This is a genomic window from Pseudophaeobacter sp. C1-32P7 (genome assembly GCF_041008775.1).
GTDB classification, from domain to species: Bacteria; Pseudomonadota; Alphaproteobacteria; order Rhodobacterales; family Rhodobacteraceae; genus Phycobacter; species Phycobacter gallaeciensis_A.
Genome location: NZ_JAXGFR010000030.1, coordinates 1 through 19684, shown reverse-complemented (window position 1 = coordinate 19684; position 19684 = coordinate 1). Strand labels below are relative to the sequence as shown.

Below are 19684 nucleotides of genomic sequence, written 5' to 3'. Positions count from 1 at the left end.
CGCCGAGCGCGCGGACGGCCATCTCCATCCCCGCGCGATAGTCGAATACGAAGACCCGCGCACCTGCCCGCCGTGCCATGGTCATCAGGAAAGCCGCTAGGACGGATTTGCCGGAGCCGGGACGGCCGAGGATCAGCGTGTGCCCACCTGTGGGCTCGCGATCTGGCGCGCCCTGTTCGTGGAAGTTGAAGCGAAAACCGCTGCGCTCGGGTGTGGGAAAGAGCGTGATCGGCACGCCCCAAGGGACTTCCCGCCCGGTCTTTCCGAGCGGTGTGCGGTGGAAGGTCGCGAGATCGGCGAAGTTGTGGTTCGTGATCGCGGCCTTGCGGCTGCGCGCGCCGGTGTTCCCGGGATGCTGCGCCATGAAATGCGCCCGTGCCCCGAAGGCTTCCGAGATCAGGTTGATGCCGGAGGTGGCGGAGATGTTGCGGATCTCGGCTGCGATGTCGTCAAGTGCCGTCTGGGTGCTGGCATAGACGGCCACGGTCATGTGGTGCTCGCCGAAGATCAGGCGTTTGGATTCCAGATCGTCCTGCGCGAGTTCCAGTTCCTGGGCGAGACTGACGGCTCCGTCATTGGCGGCCTGCATTAGCCGCAGCTGCCGCTTGATCCGGCCCGCCATGATGTTGGCGTTGATCGGCACAAAAGAGTGCGTGACCACCATGTCGACGGGCAAGTTCAACTCGTCGAGCATCAGGCTATCGGTCTTGGCAGGGTAGTTCTTCACCGCAAAGATCGCCCCGAGCTTTTCGCCGACGGCACCGTCCGAGAGTGCGATGGTCGTGCCGCGGAAGGTGACGCGGGTATTTGCTACGTCCTCGGCGATCACACCGAGGCGCGACCGGGGGAAGAGCGGGTGCTCCTCGCCCGTGTTGAGTGAACCGAGGAAGCCCAGAAGCTCGCCGGTGCTTGCGGCCAGCAGGCGGGGCTTCAGCTCATCGAAGGAGGACAGCAGAAAGCCCACAACCTCGTCGAGCTTGCGCAAGCGGCGGGTGGTGTCGGCCGCATGTCGCGAGCGAGACGCCCCAAGTCCGAACGGCAAGCGGCTGCCGGTCTCAGGTCGCTTCAGCACGGTCAGGGTCAGCGTCTTGTCGCGCAAGCCCGCGCGGCCGAGATGCGCGTGCCATCGTTTGTCGACGGCGGCAGCAAACCCCTCGCCCGGAATGGGCGGCAGGGTCACATCGACCGCTTTCGAGACCTTGTGCAGGTAGAAGGAGAACTCCGTCCCCACCTGCGCGACGATGCCAGCCAGCAACCCTCCGATCCGGTCGAGATGCCCGTCCTCGCTCGTGCTGCTGTTCACCCCTTCGAGGCGGATGCACTGCATCAGTTCGTTGCCGCGTGTCCGGATCGTTCGGTCGTTCACGAGGCTCACATAAGGCAGCATCATTGAGAGCCGCTTCTCGCCCTTGACCCATGCGGGTAGCGCGGTCAGCGGATCGATGGCGTTCTCAACCTCATCGGCAATTCCATCACGGGGCATAGCTGTCGCCTCCGTGCAGCTTGCGGTTCGTCGTGGGCGGGGTTTCCTGCAGGGTGATCACCAGGACATCGAGGAAGTTCGGATCCCAGTCTGCGGCCTTCCAGAGCGCCGGCCAGGCCAGCCCCGCGAACACAGCCACCATCCAGCTCTGCACCCAGAGGAACAGAAGCGTCGAGCCGAAGAGCCAGACCATGGCGTACATGATCGGCAAGCCCATCAGCTTGGGTGGCCTGAGAAGACCGATGAACACGCGGGACTGGTCAGCCATGGATGGAGCTCAGGTGGTCCAGATGGCGGCGACGATGGTGGGTGCTGCGGCGATGCCGGCGATTGCAACCACGACCCAGAGCGCCTGACGGAAGTCGAGGATGCCAAAGAGCCAGGAAAGGAACACCCCGATCAGCGCAAGCGTTCCGATCACGATTCCCAAGGGGCCGGTGATCGCATCGACAATTCCTTGAAGCAGGGTCTGTACCGGGGAGAGGTCGATGCTCTGTGCAAGCGCTGGACCCGCCAGCACGATAAGGGCCATCGCGCCGAGCGCGACGATCGAAGGTCTCGATGTCATGAAAGATCTCCTCTGAGCCGCTCAAACACGGCAGTCACACGGGCCACATGCCCTTGGGTTTCTCGAAAAGGGGGAATGCCGCCGTGGCGTGTGACCGCCTCAGGGCCAGCGTTGTATGCCGCAAGGGCCAGAGAGCCCTCGCCGAACTGGTCGAGCATCATCAGCAGGTAGCGAGCTGATCCGTCGAGGTTCTGCGCAATGTCATGTGGGTCGACGCCGAGGTCGCGGGCAGTATCCGGCATAAACTGCCCGAGGCCTATGGCACCGACAGGGCTACGTGCAGCCGGATTGTATGCGCTCTCGACTTCAATGTTGGCTCGGTAAAGGAGCGCCCAATCAGTGACGGAAAGCCCCGCGCGACGCAGCGCACCATGCCCGGCATACCGTAGCGCCGTGGTCTCGATCGCATGGAGGATTTCTGGGGTGGCGTGGGCGGCGGATCGAGCCGGGATCGCTGTCTCGCTCGTTGCGTCAGGAACGCGAGGTTCTGCGAAGAGAAAAAGGCGCTCGTTTGCCTCTTGAGAAGTGGAAATCAATTGGCCGTCTGGACCAACCGAAAAGATGAAACCGTCGGCCAGGGCCGGGGGCGCGGAACAAACGCCTGTACCCAAAGCAACGACGAGCGCAGTCGCGCGATCAGCTGCCTTTGACCGGAGGCGCGGCGTGGCGTTCGCGGCCACCTTCTTCAAGTGGGATGCTAGCGGTCGTACAGCCCATGTCGGCCAGGAAACTGACAAGGCCAACGATGGTTTTGAAGTCGCGGAGCTTGAGGACGCTTCGGCTGGTGACGAGCATCTTATCGTCACGCCCATCAGTGGCGACGGCGCGGATGACCCACGAGCCGTACCAGCTGTTATGGCGCTTCTCCGCTCTCTCCTTGCAGACCACCTCAATGAGGTAGCCCTCGGCGAGCAAGCCGCGCAGTCCGTCTTCTGTAACCACATTCGGGGCTTCTTCTATCATGGCCTTCCCTTGGGTCCTTGTTCTGCCTGGGTGCAGTATCAGGCCCACGGGGTCGCAACACCGTGAGCGATACAAAACAACATTAATGATAGCAAGACAATAATAACGTGTTGACGAAGTTCGCCTTGCTCCGATAACGGTGATAGCCGACAGAATGATAATCTTAAAGGCGGCAAAGGAGTTTTGCCCTGCGGTTGTTTATTGCGCGCAACGCACCGTTGCTGTTCGCGTTCCTGCTTGGAAGCATGCCGATAGCCGCGGCAGCAGATTGCGTACCTCCCGAGCGACCGTTCTTGCCCCAGTCGCAAGAAGACATGCGTGCCTATGCCGATCTGCTGCGTTCTGATTTCGAGGGCTACATCGCCGACATCCAGGAATACTTCCGTTGCCTTGATGCCGAGCGTCAACGCGCGTTTCAGGAGGCACGCGAGGTCAGTGAAGACTATGGGAAACTGGTCGAGCTATTGGAATGAGGAAACGCAAGGGCTTATCCGCCGTCGAGATCCTCGTAGTAGACGAGCGCGGGCATGTTGCGGCGCTGGTGCACGATGCGCAGGATGACTGCCGCCCCGTCCGCCGCATCTAGCCGCTTGTAGAAGATCACGTGACGTTGGCAGTTGACGGACCGCATCCCCGGAACGAAGAGACTCCTGTCCCGACCCCGTTCGGGATCCCCGGTGATCTGCTCGAAGGCGTTGACCAACTGGCGGTAGTAGGCGAGCCATTGGTCCCTACCCCAGGTCTCGACGGTGTAGGCACGGATCTCTTCAAGGTCGGACCTAGCCCGACCGGAAAGTCGAATAGTCATGCGGGTCAGCGATCAAACGCATCCGGTTCGAAAGCATGGGCATCGAACTCGGCGCAGTCCCCATTTTCGGCCAGGGAGGCTGCTTCCTCTAGGTCGGCCTTGAGGGAATAGAACTGCCGGGCGCCATCTTTCTCCATCAGCATCCTTACGCCGGCGCGCACGACTTCGCTCAAATTGGCGTAGGCGCCGGACTCGATCTGCGCCTGCACATATTTCTGCATCGGTTCGGTCAGGTGGACGTTTGGCATCAGACTCTCCTATCCATGCTTAATCGTATCAGATACTGACATAAATCTTCAAGGTCATGTTCGGTCCCAACATAGGCTCGTTGCTCCCCCCCCGTCCTTCTGCGCCCGGATTCCCGCCGGGGAGCCAGGCGAGACAGTTTTCCGTTCTGCCATTCCTGAGACCATGAGCGCTGCGACTCTCCGTGTGACGGGCTCATGCGGCCTGTTCTTCCATGACCGCTTTCGTGGCCGCATTGAAATGCCATATTTGTATTTGTTTACAGATATTTGAGTGAAAGTTAACATGAAAGAGGTCCGCAATTTTGGCCACTTTCAAGACGCCGAAGCAGCCAGAACCGACGTCAGTTCTTGGAAGCCATCAAGCTAGACAAGCGAACAATCGCACGCGACCATCAATCAAATCTCCTTGCTATCATTAATGTTGTTTCGTATCGCTGCACCATTATAGATGGAGTCGGCATCATGAAGCACGTGATCCACGGCGTGGCAACAGCCACGGCAATAAGCATATCCGGACTAATGGCCTCGTCAGCTCCGGCTCAGGCCTATCAGGTGGATTGTGCGATCCTCCTCTGCCTTGCGGGCGGTTGGCCTGCCTCTGCGCCCTGCGCGCATGCCAGAGCGGTCTTCATTCGACGGATCACGCCATGGCCGATCGAGCCGCCCTTACAAATCTGGCGGTGCCCAATGGGTGTGTCGTTCAAAGACCCCAGTCCAATGTCGCCTATGGAACGCCTTTATGACATCACGTTCCGCGATCCGCCCGAACCGCAGGAATCGACTCCTTTGCCCCTTGTTCGCGTCCAAGCGGATGAACAAGCCGACATCGACATCTCGGGCGACGCCTTTGATTTCGTGCGCAGCATTCGCGTCTATCACATTCAGTACCGCCAGCATGAAAACCGAGATGGCGACTGCAATCGCACCGATTCCACGCGATTGGGGTCCTACGGAGTGCAGGGCGACTACCGATGGACAAGATCCAACGTGGGCCAAGTGCCGGCTGCATCTGGCCTGAGCATCCCGAATGGATGCGGCAGCTACTTCTACCGCTCCGTCTTCGTCGACTGGCGTGATCACGCCGGGAACTATGGTTCTGAAGAAGTTCGCTACTGACAAAATCTGCACGCGGTCTTGCCGCGCGCGTCATCACAACCCCGCACGAAAGGCTGTGCAAAGCCCCCAAAAAGGAGACGACGCCAGACCGTGAAGCCTGACGCCGTGCTAGAAAACTCCGTGAACAAGAGTTTCCTAGCGCACCGCTAAAACACCTGCAACCAGCAAAGTTGTTTTGCTGGCAAGAATGTTGTTGTCTCACGGCATGGCGTCGGTTCTCCAAGGAGACCTCGACCATGGAACCTACGACCGGCCTGATCCTGCGACGGATCACGCAGACAAATCTCTCTGTTGCTGCGCACAAGCTTGCTACTCTCATCCTCGATGCCATCGCCTGGAAGGATGGCTACAACGGTTTGCCGCGCGGAACGGCAGCCTTCACCCTCTCTGCCCTGGCGGAGAAGATGGGTGTCTCACGACAATATCTTTCGGTTCTTTTGAGCGAACTTGAGACGTCGGAGTTGCAGCTCGAGCGGGCGAAGCCGAATGGCAAGTTCGCGCCCTGGATCTTTCGGTTTTCCGCCTTCGACGAGGAGAGTGAAACCCATGATCTCGTGTCAGGTGAAGGCGACACATCACTATCTAGAGATAATAATAACAAAACTATCTTCTCAGGGCTGATCGAAATCACCGAGAGTTCGAACGTTTTTCAGACCAGTTGGGCAGAGCTCATCAAAGCAGCGAAGGCCACGTTGCCCTGCTGGAACATCGACACCCAGGTCATCTGGGATCGCTTCCTCGCCTTCAACCGGTCCCGAGGCAACGGAAAGGTGCCGGCCGGCTTCCTGCTTGGCTTTATGCGACGATGGCGGAATTCGCCAGGGACTCCGCCTCGTCCCGAGGTGAAACCATCGCAGAAACGGGTAGCAGACCCCAAAGAGCGCGAATTGCTGAGACAGATGCAAGCCGCCCCGACTGCGAACCGCCAGTTCCACGCGTCCGACCTGTGTCGTTTGATCGGTCACGCTGCCTACGAAGCGCGAGTACTGGATGTAATCCGCAAGTTTGGGTGTCAGAGGTTCTCAGCAACCTTAGCGGTGCACGGACGAGCGGTGTTGGCAGGCGAGATTTCGAGGTAGGCTCGCTTTGGGGCCGGGAAAACCCTGCGTGTGAACGTAAAGATCCGATAGTTAAGTTTATGTTAATTTACCCTCCAGATCCCTTCTTCCTGAGCCACTCGCGATTCAGAAAGAAGTTTCTGTAAATGAGCCACAACATTCCTTTCGGCGGCCATTGCAATATGCGGGTCAGATTTCTTGTAGACTGAAGCGGCGATATTCTGGACTGTATCGGAAGTATTTAGGAGATGCTTGAGGATCTGGGTCTCGCGGCGCATCCGGTTGGCAAGTAACCGTTCGATGTAAGGGCGCGGATCCTGGAGTACGGGCCCGTGACCCGGCAGGCAGATCCTATCGTCGCGATCAATAAGCCGTTGAAGCTGGTCGCAGTAATCACGCATGTTGCCGTCAGGGGGGCTGACGATCGAACTGTTCCAACTGGTAATCCTCCCCATGGTTAAGGGGATGCGAGCGTAGAATTTTCTCGGCAGGATGAACGAGGAGATTCCGATGAAGAGGAGCCGTTTCACCGAAGCCCAGATCATGGGCGTGCTGCGCCAGGCGGAGGGCGGGTTGGCCGTGCCCGAGCTGTGCCGCGAGCATGGGATCAGCAGCGCGACGTTCTACAAATGGCGGGCGAAGTATGGCGGCATGGATGCCTCCATGATGAGCCAGATGAAGGCGTTGGAGGATGAGAACCGGCGCCTGAAGCGCATGTTCGCCGACCTGAGTATGCAGGCCGATCTGCTCCGAGAGGCTTTGGGAAAAAAGTGACGCGGCCAGCTCAGCGCCGGGAGTTGGCCGAGAAGGCGGTGGCGACGAAGGGGGTCAGCGTCGCGCTGGCGTGCCGCGCGTTCGGGGTCAGCGAGACCTGTTTCCGCTACAGCCCGAAGCGCGACGACGAGAACGAGATGATCGCCGACCTGCTGGTCGGGCTGACCAATGTCCACAAGACCTGGGGTTTTGGCCTGTGCTTTCTGCACCTGCGGAACGTGAAGGGGCACGCATGGAACCACAAGCGGGTCCACCGGATCTACTGCGAGCTGGAACTGAACCTACGGATCAAGCCGCGGCGGCGGCTAAAGCGCGACAAGCCCGAGGAACTGGCAGTTCCAGAAGCTCCGAACCTGGTCTGGTCGATGGACTTCATGGCAGACCGCCTGGCCGATGGGCGGCAATTCCGGCTTCTCAACGTGCTGGACGACTTTAACCGCGAAGGCCTGGGCATCGAGGTCGATTTCTCGCTGCCAGCGGAGCGGGTCGTCCGAACCCTGAACCAGATCATCGAGTGGCGCGGCAAACCCTTGGCGATCAGGGTCGATAACGGCCCCGAATATGTCAGTTCCACGCTGATGACCTGGGCCGAGAAGCAGGGCATCGCCCTGACCTACATCCAGCCCGGCAAGCCGCAGCAGAACGCCTATGTCGAGCGCTACAACCGCACGGTCCGGCATGAATGGCTGGACCTCTACATCTCTGAAACCATCGAGGAGGTGCAGCAGATCGCCACCGAATGGCTATGGACCTACAACAACGAACGCCCCAACATGGGTATCGGCGGGGTTACACCCGCCATGAAGCTGAAAATGGCCGCGTGAGTTCTACGGTCGCGCCCCGTTAAGACGGGGAGGATTACCAACTCATCACGTGGTCGCCCGTGAATAACACTCCATCCAGCCTCGCAAAGCAGAGGTGATCGCTCGCGTGACCGGGTGTGTGAAGGACAGTAAGACCGGCAATCCTTTGCCCGTCTTCCAAAAACCCGTCGGGTTGAAATGCATCGTCTGGAAAGGCACGCGAAACATAAACGGGCAGACCTGTCCGTTCGCGCAATCCCGGCACGGCACCGAAATGATCGGAATGGTGGTGTGACACTAGAATTCCGGCCGGGTTGCCTCCCAGATTCTCGACAATTGCTTCGAAATGTGCACTGTCTTCTGCTGGACCCGGATCGAGAATGAACCGACCGTCAGGTGTATCAATGATGTAGCTGTTCGTCCCGTGATAGGTCATCTTCCCGGGATTGCTCGCAACGATCCTCAGGATTCCCTCGGCCACCTGTTCTGCACGCGCGCGACACGGTTCCGGCTCTGTGTGAAACATGCTGCGTTTTGTCATTGAATACGACCACTTTCTGACAGTGAAAAGTCTGGGACTTGCAAAGCCGCCTTTTGCTTTGCATAGCTTTGGAAGCCTCGGGCTGGCGTCCAGCGCCGGTCAGAACCGGCGCTGGAACAAGGCAACAAAGCCCAGCAGTCAAGCGTGACCCCGATTATGGAAACCTGTATACAGCACTACAGCAATTGCTGCCTTCGTCAGGTCTCCAAGCAGGAACGGGTAAAGCCCGGCGTTCAGCAATTTTTCGCCATAGCCGACAAAGCCACCCAACCAGAATAGCCCTGCGCAATACATAAGTATCGAACCGGAGAGGACCGCTACAGATGCTCTGATTGAAGGCGGAAGCCCTGCCAGCTTTTGAACCATCCATCCTGCAGCCGCCGCCGCGAGCGCAAACCCAATCAAGAATCCGCCAGTGGGACCCGCAAAATAGGCCAGACCCGCCGGTGCGGGAGGCGTGCCAGCGAAAACCGGCAGGCCAAACAGACCTTCCAGAAGGTACGCAGCGACAACTAGACTACTGCGCACCGGCCCCAGGAAAAGGCCGAGACCCAAGACCACCAGGGTTTGTGTTGACATCGGTACCGGGTAGAACGGCACCGCGATTTTGGCGGATAGTGTCAGAAGTATTGTGCCGATGAGTATTATTGAGATCTCTCGGGTCAGTCTTGCGACCGGTTGGCGTTGAGTGGCTTCCAAATTCATCTGTTTCGTCCTTGTTTCTGTAGATCGTTGATTTGCTGGATAGGGAAGCTCACATGCGCTTGGCGACTTCTTCCAGCATGACCTCGCTCGCACCGCCGCCGATGGCCTGAACACGGGCGTCGCGCGACATGCGTTCAACCGGGGTTTCGCGCATATAGCCCATGCCGCCGTGAAACTGGACGCAGTCGTAGAGCACGCTGTTTACCAGTTCGCCGCAATAGGCCTTGACCATCGAGACCTCTTGCACGCAATCGTGGCCCGCCGCGTCCAGACCTGCGGCATGATAGACCAGCTGCCGTCCCGCCGCGATCCTCGTCTGGCAGTCTGCCAGCCGCTGGCGCACCACCTGCTTGTCCCATAGGACACCGCACGAGGCGCCCTGGGATCGTCGGACTCCCGGAGCTTCGCGACGATCCACTCCGGTTTTGTTTTTTCTGGGCCATTCCGCTATCCTCAAATTGGCTCGAAATCCTATTTTAGGGAGGATCGTTGTGTCAGGCGGTCGCCGCTAGGCCGTCCGACTGTGCGTCCCGTTTCGGTGGCCGTATCCGGAACAGAAGCGCATAGAGCACCGGAACCGCGACGAGCGTCAGGACCGAAGCAAAGGCGAGGCCGCCCATGATCGTCACCGCCATCGAGGCAAAAAACGCATCGGGCAGAAGCGGAATCATGCCAAAGATCGTCGTGCCGGCGGCGAGCACCACAGGGCGAAGACGGCTGACTGAGCCGTCGATCACCGCCTTGTAATCGGGCACACCCTGTGCACGTAGAAAGTCGATCTCTTCGATGAGAACGATTGCGTTCTTCATCAACATTCCCGAAAGCGACAGGAAGCCGAGCAGGGCCGTAAATGTGAAGGGCAGACCGGTGAACAGCAACCCCAGGACCATGCCCGTCACGGACATTGGCACCACGAGCCACAGGATCAGCGGTTGGCGGACTTTGTTGAACATCAAAATCGAAATCGTCAACATGACCAGGAAGCCCAGGGGAAGCTGCTTGCCAAGCGACTCCTGAGCCATCTGCGCACTTTCGAATTCGCCGCCCCATTCCATTGCATAACCGTCGGGAAGCGGGATGGATTCGATCTCGGTGCGGACGCTTCGGAATGCCTCATCCGCGGTGAGATCGCTGCGGGCACCGCCGAGGGCGGCGATTGTCCGCTCTCGGTCGCGCCTGTGAATGAGTGCCTCGACAAGACGGGGATCGAACCTTTCGACAAGGTTGGCCATGGGTACATAGGACCCTGCCCCATCGGACCACACCGATAGGTCACGAAGGCGGTCAACTCCGTCGCGTTCGCTCTCGGGAAGCCGGAGATGGATCGGAATCAACACGTCGTCCTCGCGTAGGTCGCCAACGCGCAGTCCGGACGTTCCATAGCGGATGGTATCCGCGATCGCTCCGCGCGTTGCGCCAGCCAGCCGCATTCGTGCCTCGTCGACGACGGGTTCGACAAGGATTTCACGCTGCCGCCAATTGGTGCGCGGATTGGTGATGGTTCCTGCCTCCTCGTATATCCTGATCGCATCATCCGCGAGCTGGCGCAGGACGACCGGATCGGGGCCCGAGAAACGAACTGCAACATCGGCACCGGCCGGCGGTCCGAACACGATTTCTTCGACACGGATCAGAGCGTGGGGGAATTCGGCTGGCAAATCCCGGTTGAGCCTGCTCGCGATCGCCGGGATCGTTGCGGCGTCCGCAACCCGGACGATGAGCTGGCCATAGCTGGCATCCGCCTGTTCCGGATTGTATGTCAGCATGAAGCGGCTTGCCCCCCGCCCTACGAGGGCCGTTACCCCGGTCACAGCATCCTCATCCAGAAGTATCCGCTCAAGCCGCAGCATCTCTTCGTCGGTCGTGTTGATATCGGTTCCCTGCGGCATCTGGAACTCGACGTAGAAAATAGGCGTGTTCGAGGCGGGGAAGAAGGCCTGCTTGACCTGGGCGAAAGCCATGACCGACCAGACGGTGATCCCGATGATCGTCAGAACGACCGGGATGCGGGCGCGCAGCGCCGTCCACAGAACCCCGCGGTAAATCCCGTAGAACGGGCCCTTGTAGGGATCGTCCGAGGTGTTCTTGGGGGCCTTGAGCAGCAGCTTGCCAAGATACGGCGTGACCGTGACTGCCAGAACCCAGCTTGATAGCAGCGAAATGGCGATCACGGCGAAAAGCGAAAACAGGAACTCGCCCGTCGCATCGGGCGACAGCCCGATACCGGAAAACGCCATGATCCCGATAACGGTTGCCCCCAGCAAGGGAATGGACGTCGAGGATTCCGTCTCGGCCGCCGCGTCTTCCGCGCTTTTGCCACGCGCCATGCCGATCACCATGCCTTCGGTGATGACGATGGCGTTGTCGACCAGCATACCCATCGCGATGATCAGGGCGCCAAGGCTGATCCGTTCCATCTGTATCCCGAACACCGACATGAAGAACAGCGTGGAGAAAACGGTAAGTCCGAGGGTCGCGCCCACCACGAGGCCGGCGCGCCACCCCATGGTCAGCATCAGGGCACCGACCACGATCGCGACCGACTGTCCGAGACTGACGAGAAAGCTTGAAACGGCTTCGTCCACCACGACATGCTGCTCGTAGATCGGAATGATCTCGACACTTTCGGGAAGCTCCGACTTGAGCCGTTCCAGCCGCGCTGAAACCTCCTGGCCGACAGCGACCACGTTTCGGTCCGTCAACGCGGAAACGCCAAGGGTGAAGGCCGCCTTGCCGTTCTGCCGGATGATCTGGCTGGGCTGTTCGGCCGCCTCCCGTGTGACGGTGGCGATGTCGCTGACGGCGATCTGGCCGACATTTCCGGCCGTGCCCAGCCGCAACTCCTCTATGCCTTCGGGGCTGATATAGCCCGGCGGAACGGACAGGCCGATGCGGGCGGGGCCCTCGGTGATCTCGCCGTTGAAGAACACCTGGTTTTCGTCTGCGAGAATTCCCAGGATCTGGGTCGGCGGAAGGCCCAGTTTCTCGAGGCGTGCAGACGGGATCGAGAGGGTGATCACCTCTTCGGAGAGGCCTTGAACCTCGGCCTTGGCGACGCCATCGACAGTGACCAGCCCGAGCCGCAGCGTCGTGGCCAAGTCCCTTTGCTCCGATGGGCTCAGACCTTCGGTCGTCACCGCATAGAACATGCCATAGACGTCGCCGAAATCGTCATTGATGATGGGCGGTTGCGCCCCTGCCGGAAGATCCCCCTCGATATCACTGATGCGGCGGCGCATCTCGTCCCAAACCTGCGGGATCTCGTCCGGGCCATAGGTCATCTCGATCTCGACGGTGATCTGCGCCATGCCCGGCATCGATTTCGATTCCACCCGGTCGAGCTGCTTCATCTGCTGCAGCGCGTTTTCGACGACGTCTGCGACCTCCTCTTCAACCTCCATTGCCGTGGCGCCGGGATACGGCACGAAGATGAGTGCCGTCTTGAGGGTGAAGCTCGGGTCTTCAAGGCGGCCGACCGTATTCAGCCCCCAATAGCCGCCGAGAACGCAGAAGATGATGGTGAGCCAGACCGCCACAGGACGCTCGATGCTCGCTCGTGTGATGCTGAGTGCCATGTTTTTATTCTTGTCCTGCCGAAAACCGGGGTCAGAGCCCAGAAACTGTCACGGTCTGATTGTCCCTGAGCCGCCACCAGCCGCCGGAAACAACCAATTCATTGGCCTCCACGCCATCCTGAACGACGATCTCGTTGTCGATCGGAAGGCCCAGACGGACCGTCCGACGCTCGACCTGGCCGGACGTTTCTTCGTAGATCCAGATGGACGGTTCGGTTCGGCTGGTCGTGTCCACCGCCGAAACCGGAACGATCACGGAGCGCCGGCGATCTTCCTCAGCGGCGATGGAGATGCGCACATCCGCGGTCATTCCGGGCAAAAGACGCGGGTCGATATCACCCGTGATCGCAAATTCCACGTCGTAGGTCTGCGCCGTCCGGTCGGCATCGGTCGCAAACGAGCGAAGCACCAGAGGCGCGGTGTAACCCGGAACAGCCGGAAAAGTTGCAACGATCTCGAAGGCATCGGGTGCCGACCGCGCAATGGCCGCAAGTTCCTCTGGCAGGGAGATCACGAGCCGCATCTCGCTGACATCCTGTAGACGCGCGACAGGCGCGGTCGACGTGACGTTGACATATTCTTCAACGAAGGTGCGCGCCACAATCGCGTCGAATGGCGCGACGATTTTCGTTTGGGACAGGCGCCGCTCGGCCTCGCGGAGCGCGACTTCTGCCTGGAAGAACTGCGCGCGGGCCGTGTCGAGGCGCGCGTCGGACGCCACGCCACGATCGGCGAGGTCCGAGGCGCGCGCGAGTTCGGAATTCGCCAGGTCGTAGGACGCCTGAGCCCGGTCGACGGCGAGTTCGAAATCGATTTGGTCGAGCTCCGCGATCACCTCGCCCTCGCGAATCGTGTCGCCGGGCTCAACCTCAAGGCGAATGATCTGCCCGGGTATCTGAAACGCAAGGTCCACCGTTCGAGCAGGTTCAACGCGGCCTGCAACGGTGCGAGACTGACTTACGACGCGATTGAGCGCACGGGTCACTTCGACCGTGACTGGTCGCTCCACGCTCGCTGCAGGCCTTGTGTCGACTTCTGCCTCCACGGTGTTCGTCGCGGTCTGGGCCAGCACATCGGTCAGGAACGGCGAAACAAACGGCACGGCAACGGCCGACACGGCCGCTACCGCAATAACAAAAACGATCCGCTTCAAACTTCGTGTCTCTCTATTCGAGTTCATTAATCATGGCCCTCAATTGCTCGATGACGCGCCCCCTGAGACCCGCGCCACCGTCGGGAAGGCCCAGAAGTTTCTGGAACCGAAGTCCCTGGATCGCTAGGACGACAACCATAGCACCCGAAGTGTCTTGTGTGTCGGACAGGATACGCTCAAGGTCGCCGGTCAGTTCAGCCCGTAGCGGATCGAGCAGCCGCGGATCTGACGCGGCAGCCGCGAGAATCGCCATCGAGAGGTCGTCATCGACGGCTCTGGCTTGCACGATCGCTTCCAGGTGCCCGCGCAAGGTGCGGGATCTGCGATCTTCCGGGACTGATGCCAGGCGTTCGCGATGTTCTGCGAGCATCTCATCAAGCAGCCCGGCAAGAAGCGCTCTCTTGGTCGGAAAATTGTATAAGACCCCGCCTTTACTGAGATCGGCCTCACGCGCGACGGCGTCGATCGTAATCTTTCCCGCGCCCTCTCTGTGCGCAATTGCCCGCGCAGCGCCGAGGATCCTTGGTGACGCATTCTTTGCCTGCATTTTGGATTGTATGGTCATTATTCACTGTCCATTCGGCAATTTTATTGAGAGATTTGGAGCACTGCCCCGTTGTCGGAAAGCAAGGTCAGTTCAGAGCTCTACTCTATGTCCGCTCCCGTAGAGTCGCAGGAATGCAGTGACTGCATCGGCCGCATGCTTGTCCCGCTCGACTGTTCTTTGCACGGCCAGCAGGCGTGGCATCAACAGTCCAGAAACGCAAAGATGTATGAAGTGATCCGCAACACGCGGGGGGTTGTCGATCTCAAGCGCGCCTTCCCGGGAAAGGCGTTCCAGAACTTTACTGATGAGTTCGCGTGCCCGTTTCGGTCCGGCACGAAAATACACCTCCCCGACCTCGGGAAGCATCTCGGTGGCACCGATACACGTCCGCAGAAGGCGGATGTAGGTTTCGTCCAGAACGAGATCGATCATGCGCAGGGCAAGTTTTTCCAACTGGGCGCGCGGCTCGGGACCTGCGGACAAGGGCCGGAGGATCTCTTCCGCAAGCCGACCGCATTCGGATTCCACGACGCTCAGAAACAGCTGCTCCTTGGTCGGGAAATACGAATACATTGTTGCCTTCGACACTTTCCCTTCGGCGGCAATGGCATCGACGGTGGCGCCTTCATAACCGCACCGGAAGAAGACCTCCCGCGCGCCGAACAAAACCTCGGCCATTTTTCTCTCGCGCATCTCGCTCTTCCTGTCCTGTGCAGCATTGCGGGACTTCAAACTTGACTGTACCGTCTAGTCGGTACAGTAAATTGATTTTTATGTGGCGGCAAGCCGCAAACCTGGGCGGATCGTTCGGAGTGAGTGCCGCCTGTCAGGCATACCCAACGCGGCTTTCAATTCGTCATGAGCTTCGGGCCGTGCTCCGTTCGCGGTGCTTTCTGGCGCGGGATTATTCCGCGAACAGGACGGACGTCATCATTCCGCCGAGCGTGCCGTCCCGTCGAAAGCACCCTCCGCCTCCCAGCGGCGTGCAATGGATCCAAGGGTGTCCAGCACACCGCGCAGCTCCGCGCCGCGTTCAGTCAGCCCGTATGTGACAGCGGGCGGGATGGTCATGGCCTGCTCGCGCCAGACCACGCCGGCATGTTCCAGCATTCTCAGCCTCTCAGTCAGGACCCGGGTGGAAATTCCAGGCACCAGCCGTTTGGTCGCGCCGAAACGCTGTGGACCCTGTTCGGACAGAACCCAAAGGATATAAATCGTCCAAGGTCCCGTGATGACACGCAGCAGCGCCTCCATCGGGCAGGAAGCTGGTTGGACGCTTTTCATTGTGGATAGCCCTCGCAGCCCACGAAAGTAAGTTACTTTTAAGTGCCTACTTTAACTGATGAAGCAAGGCACCTAATGATACTATATGGAAAACGGCAGCCTAACAACCCGCCGAAAACCGGGAGAGCGGCAGTGAGTGACAACGTGGCAAAATATGTCTACTGGATCGCGACCGGCCTTGTGGCATTGGTCTATCTGGGTGCGGCGGCCTTCTACATCTCATCCCACGACATGGTCGCGGGCATGTATCGCGAGGTGTTGGGCTATCCCACATACATCATCTGGCCACTCGCAATTTTGAAGATCGTCGGTGCCGTTGTGATCCTCTGGCGCCCTTCGGCGGTGCTGGCAGATTGGGCCTATGCGGCAATGTTCTGGCATCTGGTGCTCGCCTTCGGGGCCCATGTGGGCGCAGGCGATCCGGGTTGGTCGCCGGCTCTGGCGACCTGGGTACTCCTGATCGTCTCGTGGCTGACCGCCAATCGCGTGCGTGCGGTCAAGTCGGCCTATGCACCGGCAGTTCCGGCAGCGCCAATCTGATCTGCTGCGGAGTTGCCACGGGGGTGCCCATAGCCTCGGACTTGGGTTTAAAAGGACGACAACATGACTGAAAAGCAGCCGACATTGTTTGTTCCCCATGGGGGTGGCCCCTGTTTCTTCATGGACTGGAACCCGCCTGACGCCTGGGATCGGCACCGCAAATTCCTTGAGGACTTGCCTGCGAGCCTGCCGGCAAGGCCCAAGGCGCTCCTCGTGATCTCGGGCCATTGGGAAGAGCGGGTCTTTACCTTGCAGACCAACCCCGCCCCGCCTCTGCTGTTCGACTATCAGGGATTTCCGCAGCATACCTATCAGCTAACCTGGCCCGCGCCGGGCGAGCCCGCGCTGGCGACCCGCGTACGCGCACTTTTAGAAGACGCGGGATTCCAAACCGGGGCCGATGCTGCGCGTGGCTTCGATCACGGGGTATTCGTTCCACTAAAGGTGGCTTTTCCTGAGGCCGACATCCCCACCGTCCAATTGAGCCTGCGCGACGATCTCGACCCCGAGGCGCATCTTGCCGTCGGTCGCGCGTTGGCGCCCTTGCGCGACGAAGGGGTGCTGATCATCGGATCCGGCAATACCTATCATAACATGGGCAAGATGATGCGGGCGATGAGGGGCGGACCGGACGGCCCGGTGAACGGCGGAGACTTTGACCGATGGCTCACGAGTGCGGTGACCCATGAAGACCCCGCAGTGCGCCATGCCATGCTGGCCGAGTGGGATCAGGCGCCCGGCGCACGCGATGCCAATCCGCGCGAGGAACATCTGATCCCGTTGCACGTCGTGGCCGGGGCTGCGCTTGCGGATCGGGGGGAGAAGACCCTCGAGGATCACGTGTTGGGCGCGGTCGAAAGCGCGTTCAGATTTGGATAGGACCAACCATGAGCTTCGAACTTCCCCCGCGGCAGGGCCCGCGCCCCGACACCACCGATTGCGCCCCGCATGAGCAGGTGTCGCAGAACTCCTCGGCAGAGATCCACGCATTTTTCAAGGAGAAGGCCTTCGCCCTGCCCTTCGTCGAGCGCTGCCGGTCGGGCATCTCGGTGCCCGGCGCCGAAGCACTGGTCTTGCCGGTGGCGCATGCCTGCGGCCCGCGTGAAGCCTTCATGATCGGACGCGAATTTGCCCATGTGCATCCCTCCTATGACGGTTCGTCGCACATGATGCTGCCGCTGGCGGCGGTCGATGAACTCATCGCCAAGGGATGGGGCGAACCGCACCCGATGGCGTCGGCCGGACACATCCCGGCAAATGCCGTCATGGCCTTTGCGCCGCGCGATGGGTCAGAGGTCGACGTCATGATCAAAATCCTGACAACGAGCTGGGACTTCGCCCGCGGCAAGCTGGCCAACCCCGCGCAGGTTCACATCCACGGCTGACTCTCTCTCAAAGAACAGGAATACGCCCATGGCAAGCTTTCAGAACGGACCATTTATCGTCACAGGCGCCTCCGGCCAGCTTGGACGCCAGGTAATCGATCAACTGATCGAGGCGGGCGCCGGTCCGATCATCGCGGTCACGCGCAACGCCGACAAACTCGCCGAGTTCAGGGACAAGGGGGTGGATGTTCGCCAAGGCGATTTCAACGCGCCCGAAACACTGGGTCCGGCCATCGCGGGCGGCAAGCGGATCCTGATCATCTCCACCGACGATCTGGAGCCGGGCAAACGGCTCGCGGCTCATTCCAATGCGATCACCGCCGCACGCGAGGCGGGTATCGACCACATCGTCTATACCTCGCTTGCCAGCCCGGTACCCGAAAGCCCCATCACTTTCAGCAAGGATCATCAGAACACCGAGAAGCTGATCGAGCAAAGCGGCGCCAGCTACACGATCCTTCGCAACAACCTTTACACGGATCTGTTGCTTATGAGCGGACCGCAGGCGATCGACATGGGGCAGCTCTTTGCCGCGGCAGGGGACGGACGGGCGAGTTACGTCACGCGCGCCGACTGCGCCCGCGCCGCCGCTGCCGCGCTGATGAATGCGACCGACCGCGAGGTCCTGGACATCACCGGGCCCGAATCCACCGGCCAGGCCGATATCGCGGCGCTTTTGTCGGACATCGCCGGCAAGGACATCCCCTACGTTCCGATGCCGGCCGAAGACATGGTGCAGGCGATGATCGCAAATGGCCTGCCCGAGTTCATGGCGCGTGTTTTCGTCTCTTTCGACCAGGCAATCGCCGAAGGCTACCTTGATGTGGCCAGCGACGATCTCAAGACGCTCACCGGCAAGTCCGGACAGTCGGTTACCGATTTCCTGACCGAAAACCGGGCGGTGCTTCTTCGGGCGCCGCAGTAACTATAGAGGCGGACAAAATCATGAAACTCTACAACGCGAATTTCTCGCCCAATGCGCTGCGTGTGCGGGCGGTGGCACACGAACTGGGCGTGGACCTCGAAATCGTCCAGGTCGACATCCGGGCCGGGGACAACCGCGCGGCGGAATTTCTCGCTCGCAATCCCAATGCAAAGGTGCCCGTTTTGGAGGACGGGAATTTCGTGCTTTGGGAATCCCGGGCAATTTGTGCCTATCTGGCGGGGCTTCGGCCCGAGGCGGGCCTCTATCCTGAGGGCCGCAAGGCGCGGTCCCTCGTCGATCAATGGACCTGGTGGCAAGCGATCCACCTTGGCCCGGCGATGCAGAAATTGTCCTTTGAGCTGTTTCTCAAAGAGAAATTCGGCATGGGCGATCCCGATCCGACTGTGGTCGAAGCGGAACGAAAAGCCACAGATCAGTTCCTTGCCGTTCTGGAAACCGGACTCGACGGCAAGGACTGGATCGCAGGCGCACTCAGCCTTGCCGACTTCTATCTTGCGACCACCTTCATGTATCGCGATCAAGCGGGGATTTTACTGGACCAGTACCCAGGAGTTGCGAGTTGGATCGACCGGCTAGAAGCGCGTGACAGCTGGCAAGAGGCTGTGGCACCCCTAAGGGCGCTTTTCCGCTGACGTCGTGATCCAGGGGGTAACATACCCCTGACGAGTGCCGAGGTTGACGATACGGTCGGCCGTTGTCATCGCTTTGATCTGATCGTGGGTCAGAAAGTCAACTGACCCAGCCTCCCGATCAGGTCATCCAGTTCGCGGATCATCCGCTCACCTGACAGTGAGCGATCCACCACAGTGGCCGCCAAGGCTTCGCGCGTGCAGTCATCCACGATGCACAACACACGGAACCTTTGGCCATTAGTGTCATGGCCACGTTATTCTTGGGACTCTTTCGTAGTGGCTACCCATTTTCGATATTTGGTAAAGTTATTCATGAGATATCCACACGGGACTAGCGTGCGTTTTCGAGGAACTCCGCTGCGCAGTTTAGCAAATCGGACCGTTCTGCGTTTTTCCCAAGCTGATCAATCGCTCTCCGCGCTGCCTCAAGGTATGGGGTCACTGCATAAAAGTGACGTTATTGTCCGGCTCGCGCGAACTTTACGGGAACACTTCAGGTTTCAGTCGGATTTCTGGTCTCTGAGGGCGTTATAGAGGCTTGTTTTACTGATTTTG

At 59.9% G+C, this 19684-nt stretch carries 25 protein-coding genes and 1 pseudogene; 9 read left to right on the top strand and 17 right to left on the bottom strand.

Translation table 11 applies throughout. The features are described from left to right. The 5 genes from SM763_RS22535 to SM763_RS22515 form a co-directional block, all read right to left on the bottom strand. Positions 1 to 1483, bottom strand: a 1483-nt coding sequence (locus tag SM763_RS22535; RefSeq protein ID WP_490363305.1) for a VirB4 family type IV secretion/conjugal transfer ATPase, incomplete at its 3' end; no start/stop codon positions are given. Beyond that, complete coding sequence (locus tag SM763_RS22530; RefSeq protein WP_234139511.1) at positions 1473 to 1751, bottom strand: VirB3 family type IV secretion system protein; 279 nt, start codon at positions 1749 to 1751, stop codon at positions 1473 to 1475. The genes SM763_RS22535 and SM763_RS22530, both read right to left, overlap by 11 nt. Before the next feature lie 9 nt (positions 1752 to 1760). Continuing rightward, positions 1761 to 2051: a TrbC/VirB2 family protein gene (locus SM763_RS22525; RefSeq protein WP_054540759.1), complete on the bottom strand. Its 291-nt coding sequence runs from the start codon at positions 2049 to 2051 to the stop codon at positions 1761 to 1763. Continuing rightward, positions 2048 to 2731: a lytic transglycosylase domain-containing protein gene (locus SM763_RS22520; RefSeq protein ID WP_368999818.1), complete on the bottom strand. Its 684-nt coding sequence runs from the start codon at positions 2729 to 2731 to the stop codon at positions 2048 to 2050. Before SM763_RS22520 ends, SM763_RS22525 begins: the two co-directional genes overlap by 4 nt. Beyond that, on the bottom strand, positions 2688 to 3014 hold the full coding sequence (locus SM763_RS22515) for a hypothetical protein (protein ID WP_010138156.1): 327 nt from the start codon (positions 3012 to 3014) through the stop codon (positions 2688 to 2690). The genes SM763_RS22520 and SM763_RS22515 overlap by 44 nt, the downstream gene beginning before the upstream one ends. Before the next feature lie 245 nt (positions 3015 to 3259). Between SM763_RS22515 and SM763_RS22510 the strand changes: the two genes are divergently transcribed. After that, entirely contained in the window at positions 3260 to 3487 is a 228-nt protein-coding gene (locus SM763_RS22510) for a hypothetical protein (RefSeq protein ID WP_490363306.1), read from the top strand. A gap of 14 nt (positions 3488 to 3501) precedes the next feature. On the opposite strand, the gene SM763_RS22505 is transcribed toward SM763_RS22510, so the two are convergent. Both SM763_RS22505 and SM763_RS22500 read right to left on the bottom strand, forming a co-directional pair. Next, complete coding sequence (locus tag SM763_RS22505) at positions 3502 to 3822, bottom strand: type II toxin-antitoxin system RelE/ParE family toxin (protein ID WP_368999815.1); 321 nt, start codon at positions 3820 to 3822, stop codon at positions 3502 to 3504. 5 nt (positions 3823 to 3827) lie between these two features. Then, positions 3828 to 4070 (bottom strand): type II toxin-antitoxin system ParD family antitoxin, encoded by a 243-nt coding sequence (locus tag SM763_RS22500; RefSeq protein ID WP_368999814.1) that lies wholly within the window; start codon positions 4068 to 4070, stop codon positions 3828 to 3830. 462 nt (positions 4071 to 4532) lie between these two features. Between SM763_RS22500 and SM763_RS22495 the strand changes: the two genes are divergently transcribed. Then, positions 4533 to 5186, top strand: a complete 654-nt coding sequence (locus SM763_RS22495) for a hypothetical protein (RefSeq protein WP_368999813.1) — start codon at positions 4533 to 4535, stop codon at positions 5184 to 5186. A 236-nt stretch (positions 5187 to 5422) separates the two neighbouring features. Further along, positions 5423 to 6265 carry a hypothetical protein gene (locus SM763_RS22490; protein WP_111368590.1) on the top strand — a complete coding sequence of 281 codons (843 nt, stop codon included), beginning with the start codon at positions 5423 to 5425 and terminating at the stop codon, positions 6263 to 6265. A 62-nt stretch (positions 6266 to 6327) separates the two neighbouring features. Here the strand turns inward: SM763_RS22490 and SM763_RS22485 are convergent, their stop codons facing one another. Next, positions 6328 to 6774 carry an MBL fold metallo-hydrolase gene (locus tag SM763_RS22485; protein WP_368999817.1) on the bottom strand — a complete coding sequence of 149 codons (447 nt, stop codon included), beginning with the start codon at positions 6772 to 6774 and terminating at the stop codon, positions 6328 to 6330. Between SM763_RS22485 and SM763_RS22480 the strand changes: the two genes are divergently transcribed. After that, positions 6755 to 7842 (top strand): IS3 family transposase gene (locus SM763_RS22480; RefSeq protein ID WP_368999812.1). Its coding sequence is split into 2 segments (ribosomal slippage): positions 6755 to 7004 and positions 7004 to 7842, totalling 1089 coding nucleotides; the frame shifts between segments, so codons are not numbered across the junction. The genes SM763_RS22485 and SM763_RS22480 overlap by 20 nt on opposite strands. Positions 7843 to 7876: 34 nt before the next feature. On the opposite strand, the gene SM763_RS22475 is transcribed toward SM763_RS22480, so the two are convergent. The 8 genes from SM763_RS22475 to SM763_RS22440 form a co-directional block, all read right to left on the bottom strand. Continuing rightward, positions 7877 to 8362, bottom strand: coding sequence for an MBL fold metallo-hydrolase (locus SM763_RS22475; protein WP_368999811.1), 486 nt, complete (start codon positions 8360 to 8362; stop codon positions 7877 to 7879). Positions 8363 to 8500: 138 nt separating this feature from the next. Beyond that, positions 8501 to 9067, bottom strand: coding sequence for a biotin transporter BioY (locus SM763_RS22470; RefSeq protein WP_074838768.1), 567 nt, complete (start codon positions 9065 to 9067; stop codon positions 8501 to 8503). 49 nt (positions 9068 to 9116) lie between these two features. Next, positions 9117 to 9485 carry an acyl-CoA dehydrogenase family protein gene (locus SM763_RS22465; RefSeq protein ID WP_074838771.1) on the bottom strand — a complete coding sequence of 123 codons (369 nt, stop codon included), beginning with the start codon at positions 9483 to 9485 and terminating at the stop codon, positions 9117 to 9119. Positions 9486 to 9561: 76 nt separating this feature from the next. Then, complete coding sequence (locus SM763_RS22460; protein ID WP_368999810.1) at positions 9562 to 12642, bottom strand: efflux RND transporter permease subunit; 3081 nt, start codon at positions 12640 to 12642, stop codon at positions 9562 to 9564. Between the two features lie 31 nt (positions 12643 to 12673). Next, a complete protein-coding gene (locus SM763_RS22455) occupies positions 12674 to 13795 on the bottom strand; it encodes an efflux RND transporter periplasmic adaptor subunit (protein ID WP_245737675.1) in 1122 nt (373 codons plus the stop codon). Positions 13796 to 13808: 13 nt separating this feature from the next. Continuing rightward, positions 13809 to 14360 (bottom strand): TetR/AcrR family transcriptional regulator, encoded by a 552-nt coding sequence (locus SM763_RS22450; protein WP_368999809.1) that lies wholly within the window; start codon positions 14358 to 14360, stop codon positions 13809 to 13811. Between the two features lie 72 nt (positions 14361 to 14432). After that, positions 14433 to 15035: a TetR/AcrR family transcriptional regulator gene (locus SM763_RS22445; protein ID WP_036540318.1), complete on the bottom strand. Its 603-nt coding sequence runs from the start codon at positions 15033 to 15035 to the stop codon at positions 14433 to 14435. A gap of 237 nt (positions 15036 to 15272) precedes the next feature. Further along, complete coding sequence (locus SM763_RS22440; protein ID WP_224556225.1) at positions 15273 to 15626, bottom strand: winged helix-turn-helix transcriptional regulator; 354 nt, start codon at positions 15624 to 15626, stop codon at positions 15273 to 15275. A gap of 132 nt (positions 15627 to 15758) precedes the next feature. Here SM763_RS22440 and SM763_RS22435 point away from each other — a divergent pair, with 132 nt between their 5' ends. The 5 genes from SM763_RS22435 to SM763_RS22415 all read left to right on the top strand — a co-directional run bounded on the left by SM763_RS22435 (position 15759) and on the right by SM763_RS22415 (position 19129). Further along, entirely contained in the window at positions 15759 to 16166 is a 408-nt protein-coding gene (locus SM763_RS22435; protein WP_157802081.1) for a DoxX family protein, read from the top strand. Positions 16167 to 16229: 63 nt separating this feature from the next. Next, the gene (locus tag SM763_RS22430; protein ID WP_037931959.1) at positions 16230 to 17045 is read left to right on the top strand and encodes a DODA-type extradiol aromatic ring-opening family dioxygenase; all 816 of its coding nucleotides are present in this window, start codon (positions 16230 to 16232) and stop codon (positions 17043 to 17045) included. An 8-nt stretch (positions 17046 to 17053) separates the two neighbouring features. After that, positions 17054 to 17551 (top strand): luciferase domain-containing protein, encoded by a 498-nt coding sequence (locus SM763_RS22425; RefSeq protein WP_037931962.1) that lies wholly within the window; start codon positions 17054 to 17056, stop codon positions 17549 to 17551. Positions 17552 to 17579: 28 nt separating this feature from the next. Continuing rightward, complete coding sequence (locus tag SM763_RS22420; protein ID WP_037931965.1) at positions 17580 to 18476, top strand: SDR family oxidoreductase; 897 nt, start codon at positions 17580 to 17582, stop codon at positions 18474 to 18476. 20 nt (positions 18477 to 18496) lie between these two features. Further along, positions 18497 to 19129, top strand: a complete 633-nt coding sequence (locus tag SM763_RS22415) for a glutathione S-transferase family protein (protein ID WP_027238702.1) — start codon at positions 18497 to 18499, stop codon at positions 19127 to 19129. 101 nt (positions 19130 to 19230) lie between these two features. Here SM763_RS22415 and SM763_RS22410 read toward each other — a convergent pair. Then, positions 19231 to 19371, bottom strand: a pseudogene (locus SM763_RS22410) (IS3 family transposase); the annotation flags it as partial. Positions 19372 to 19684 lie beyond the last annotated feature (313 nt).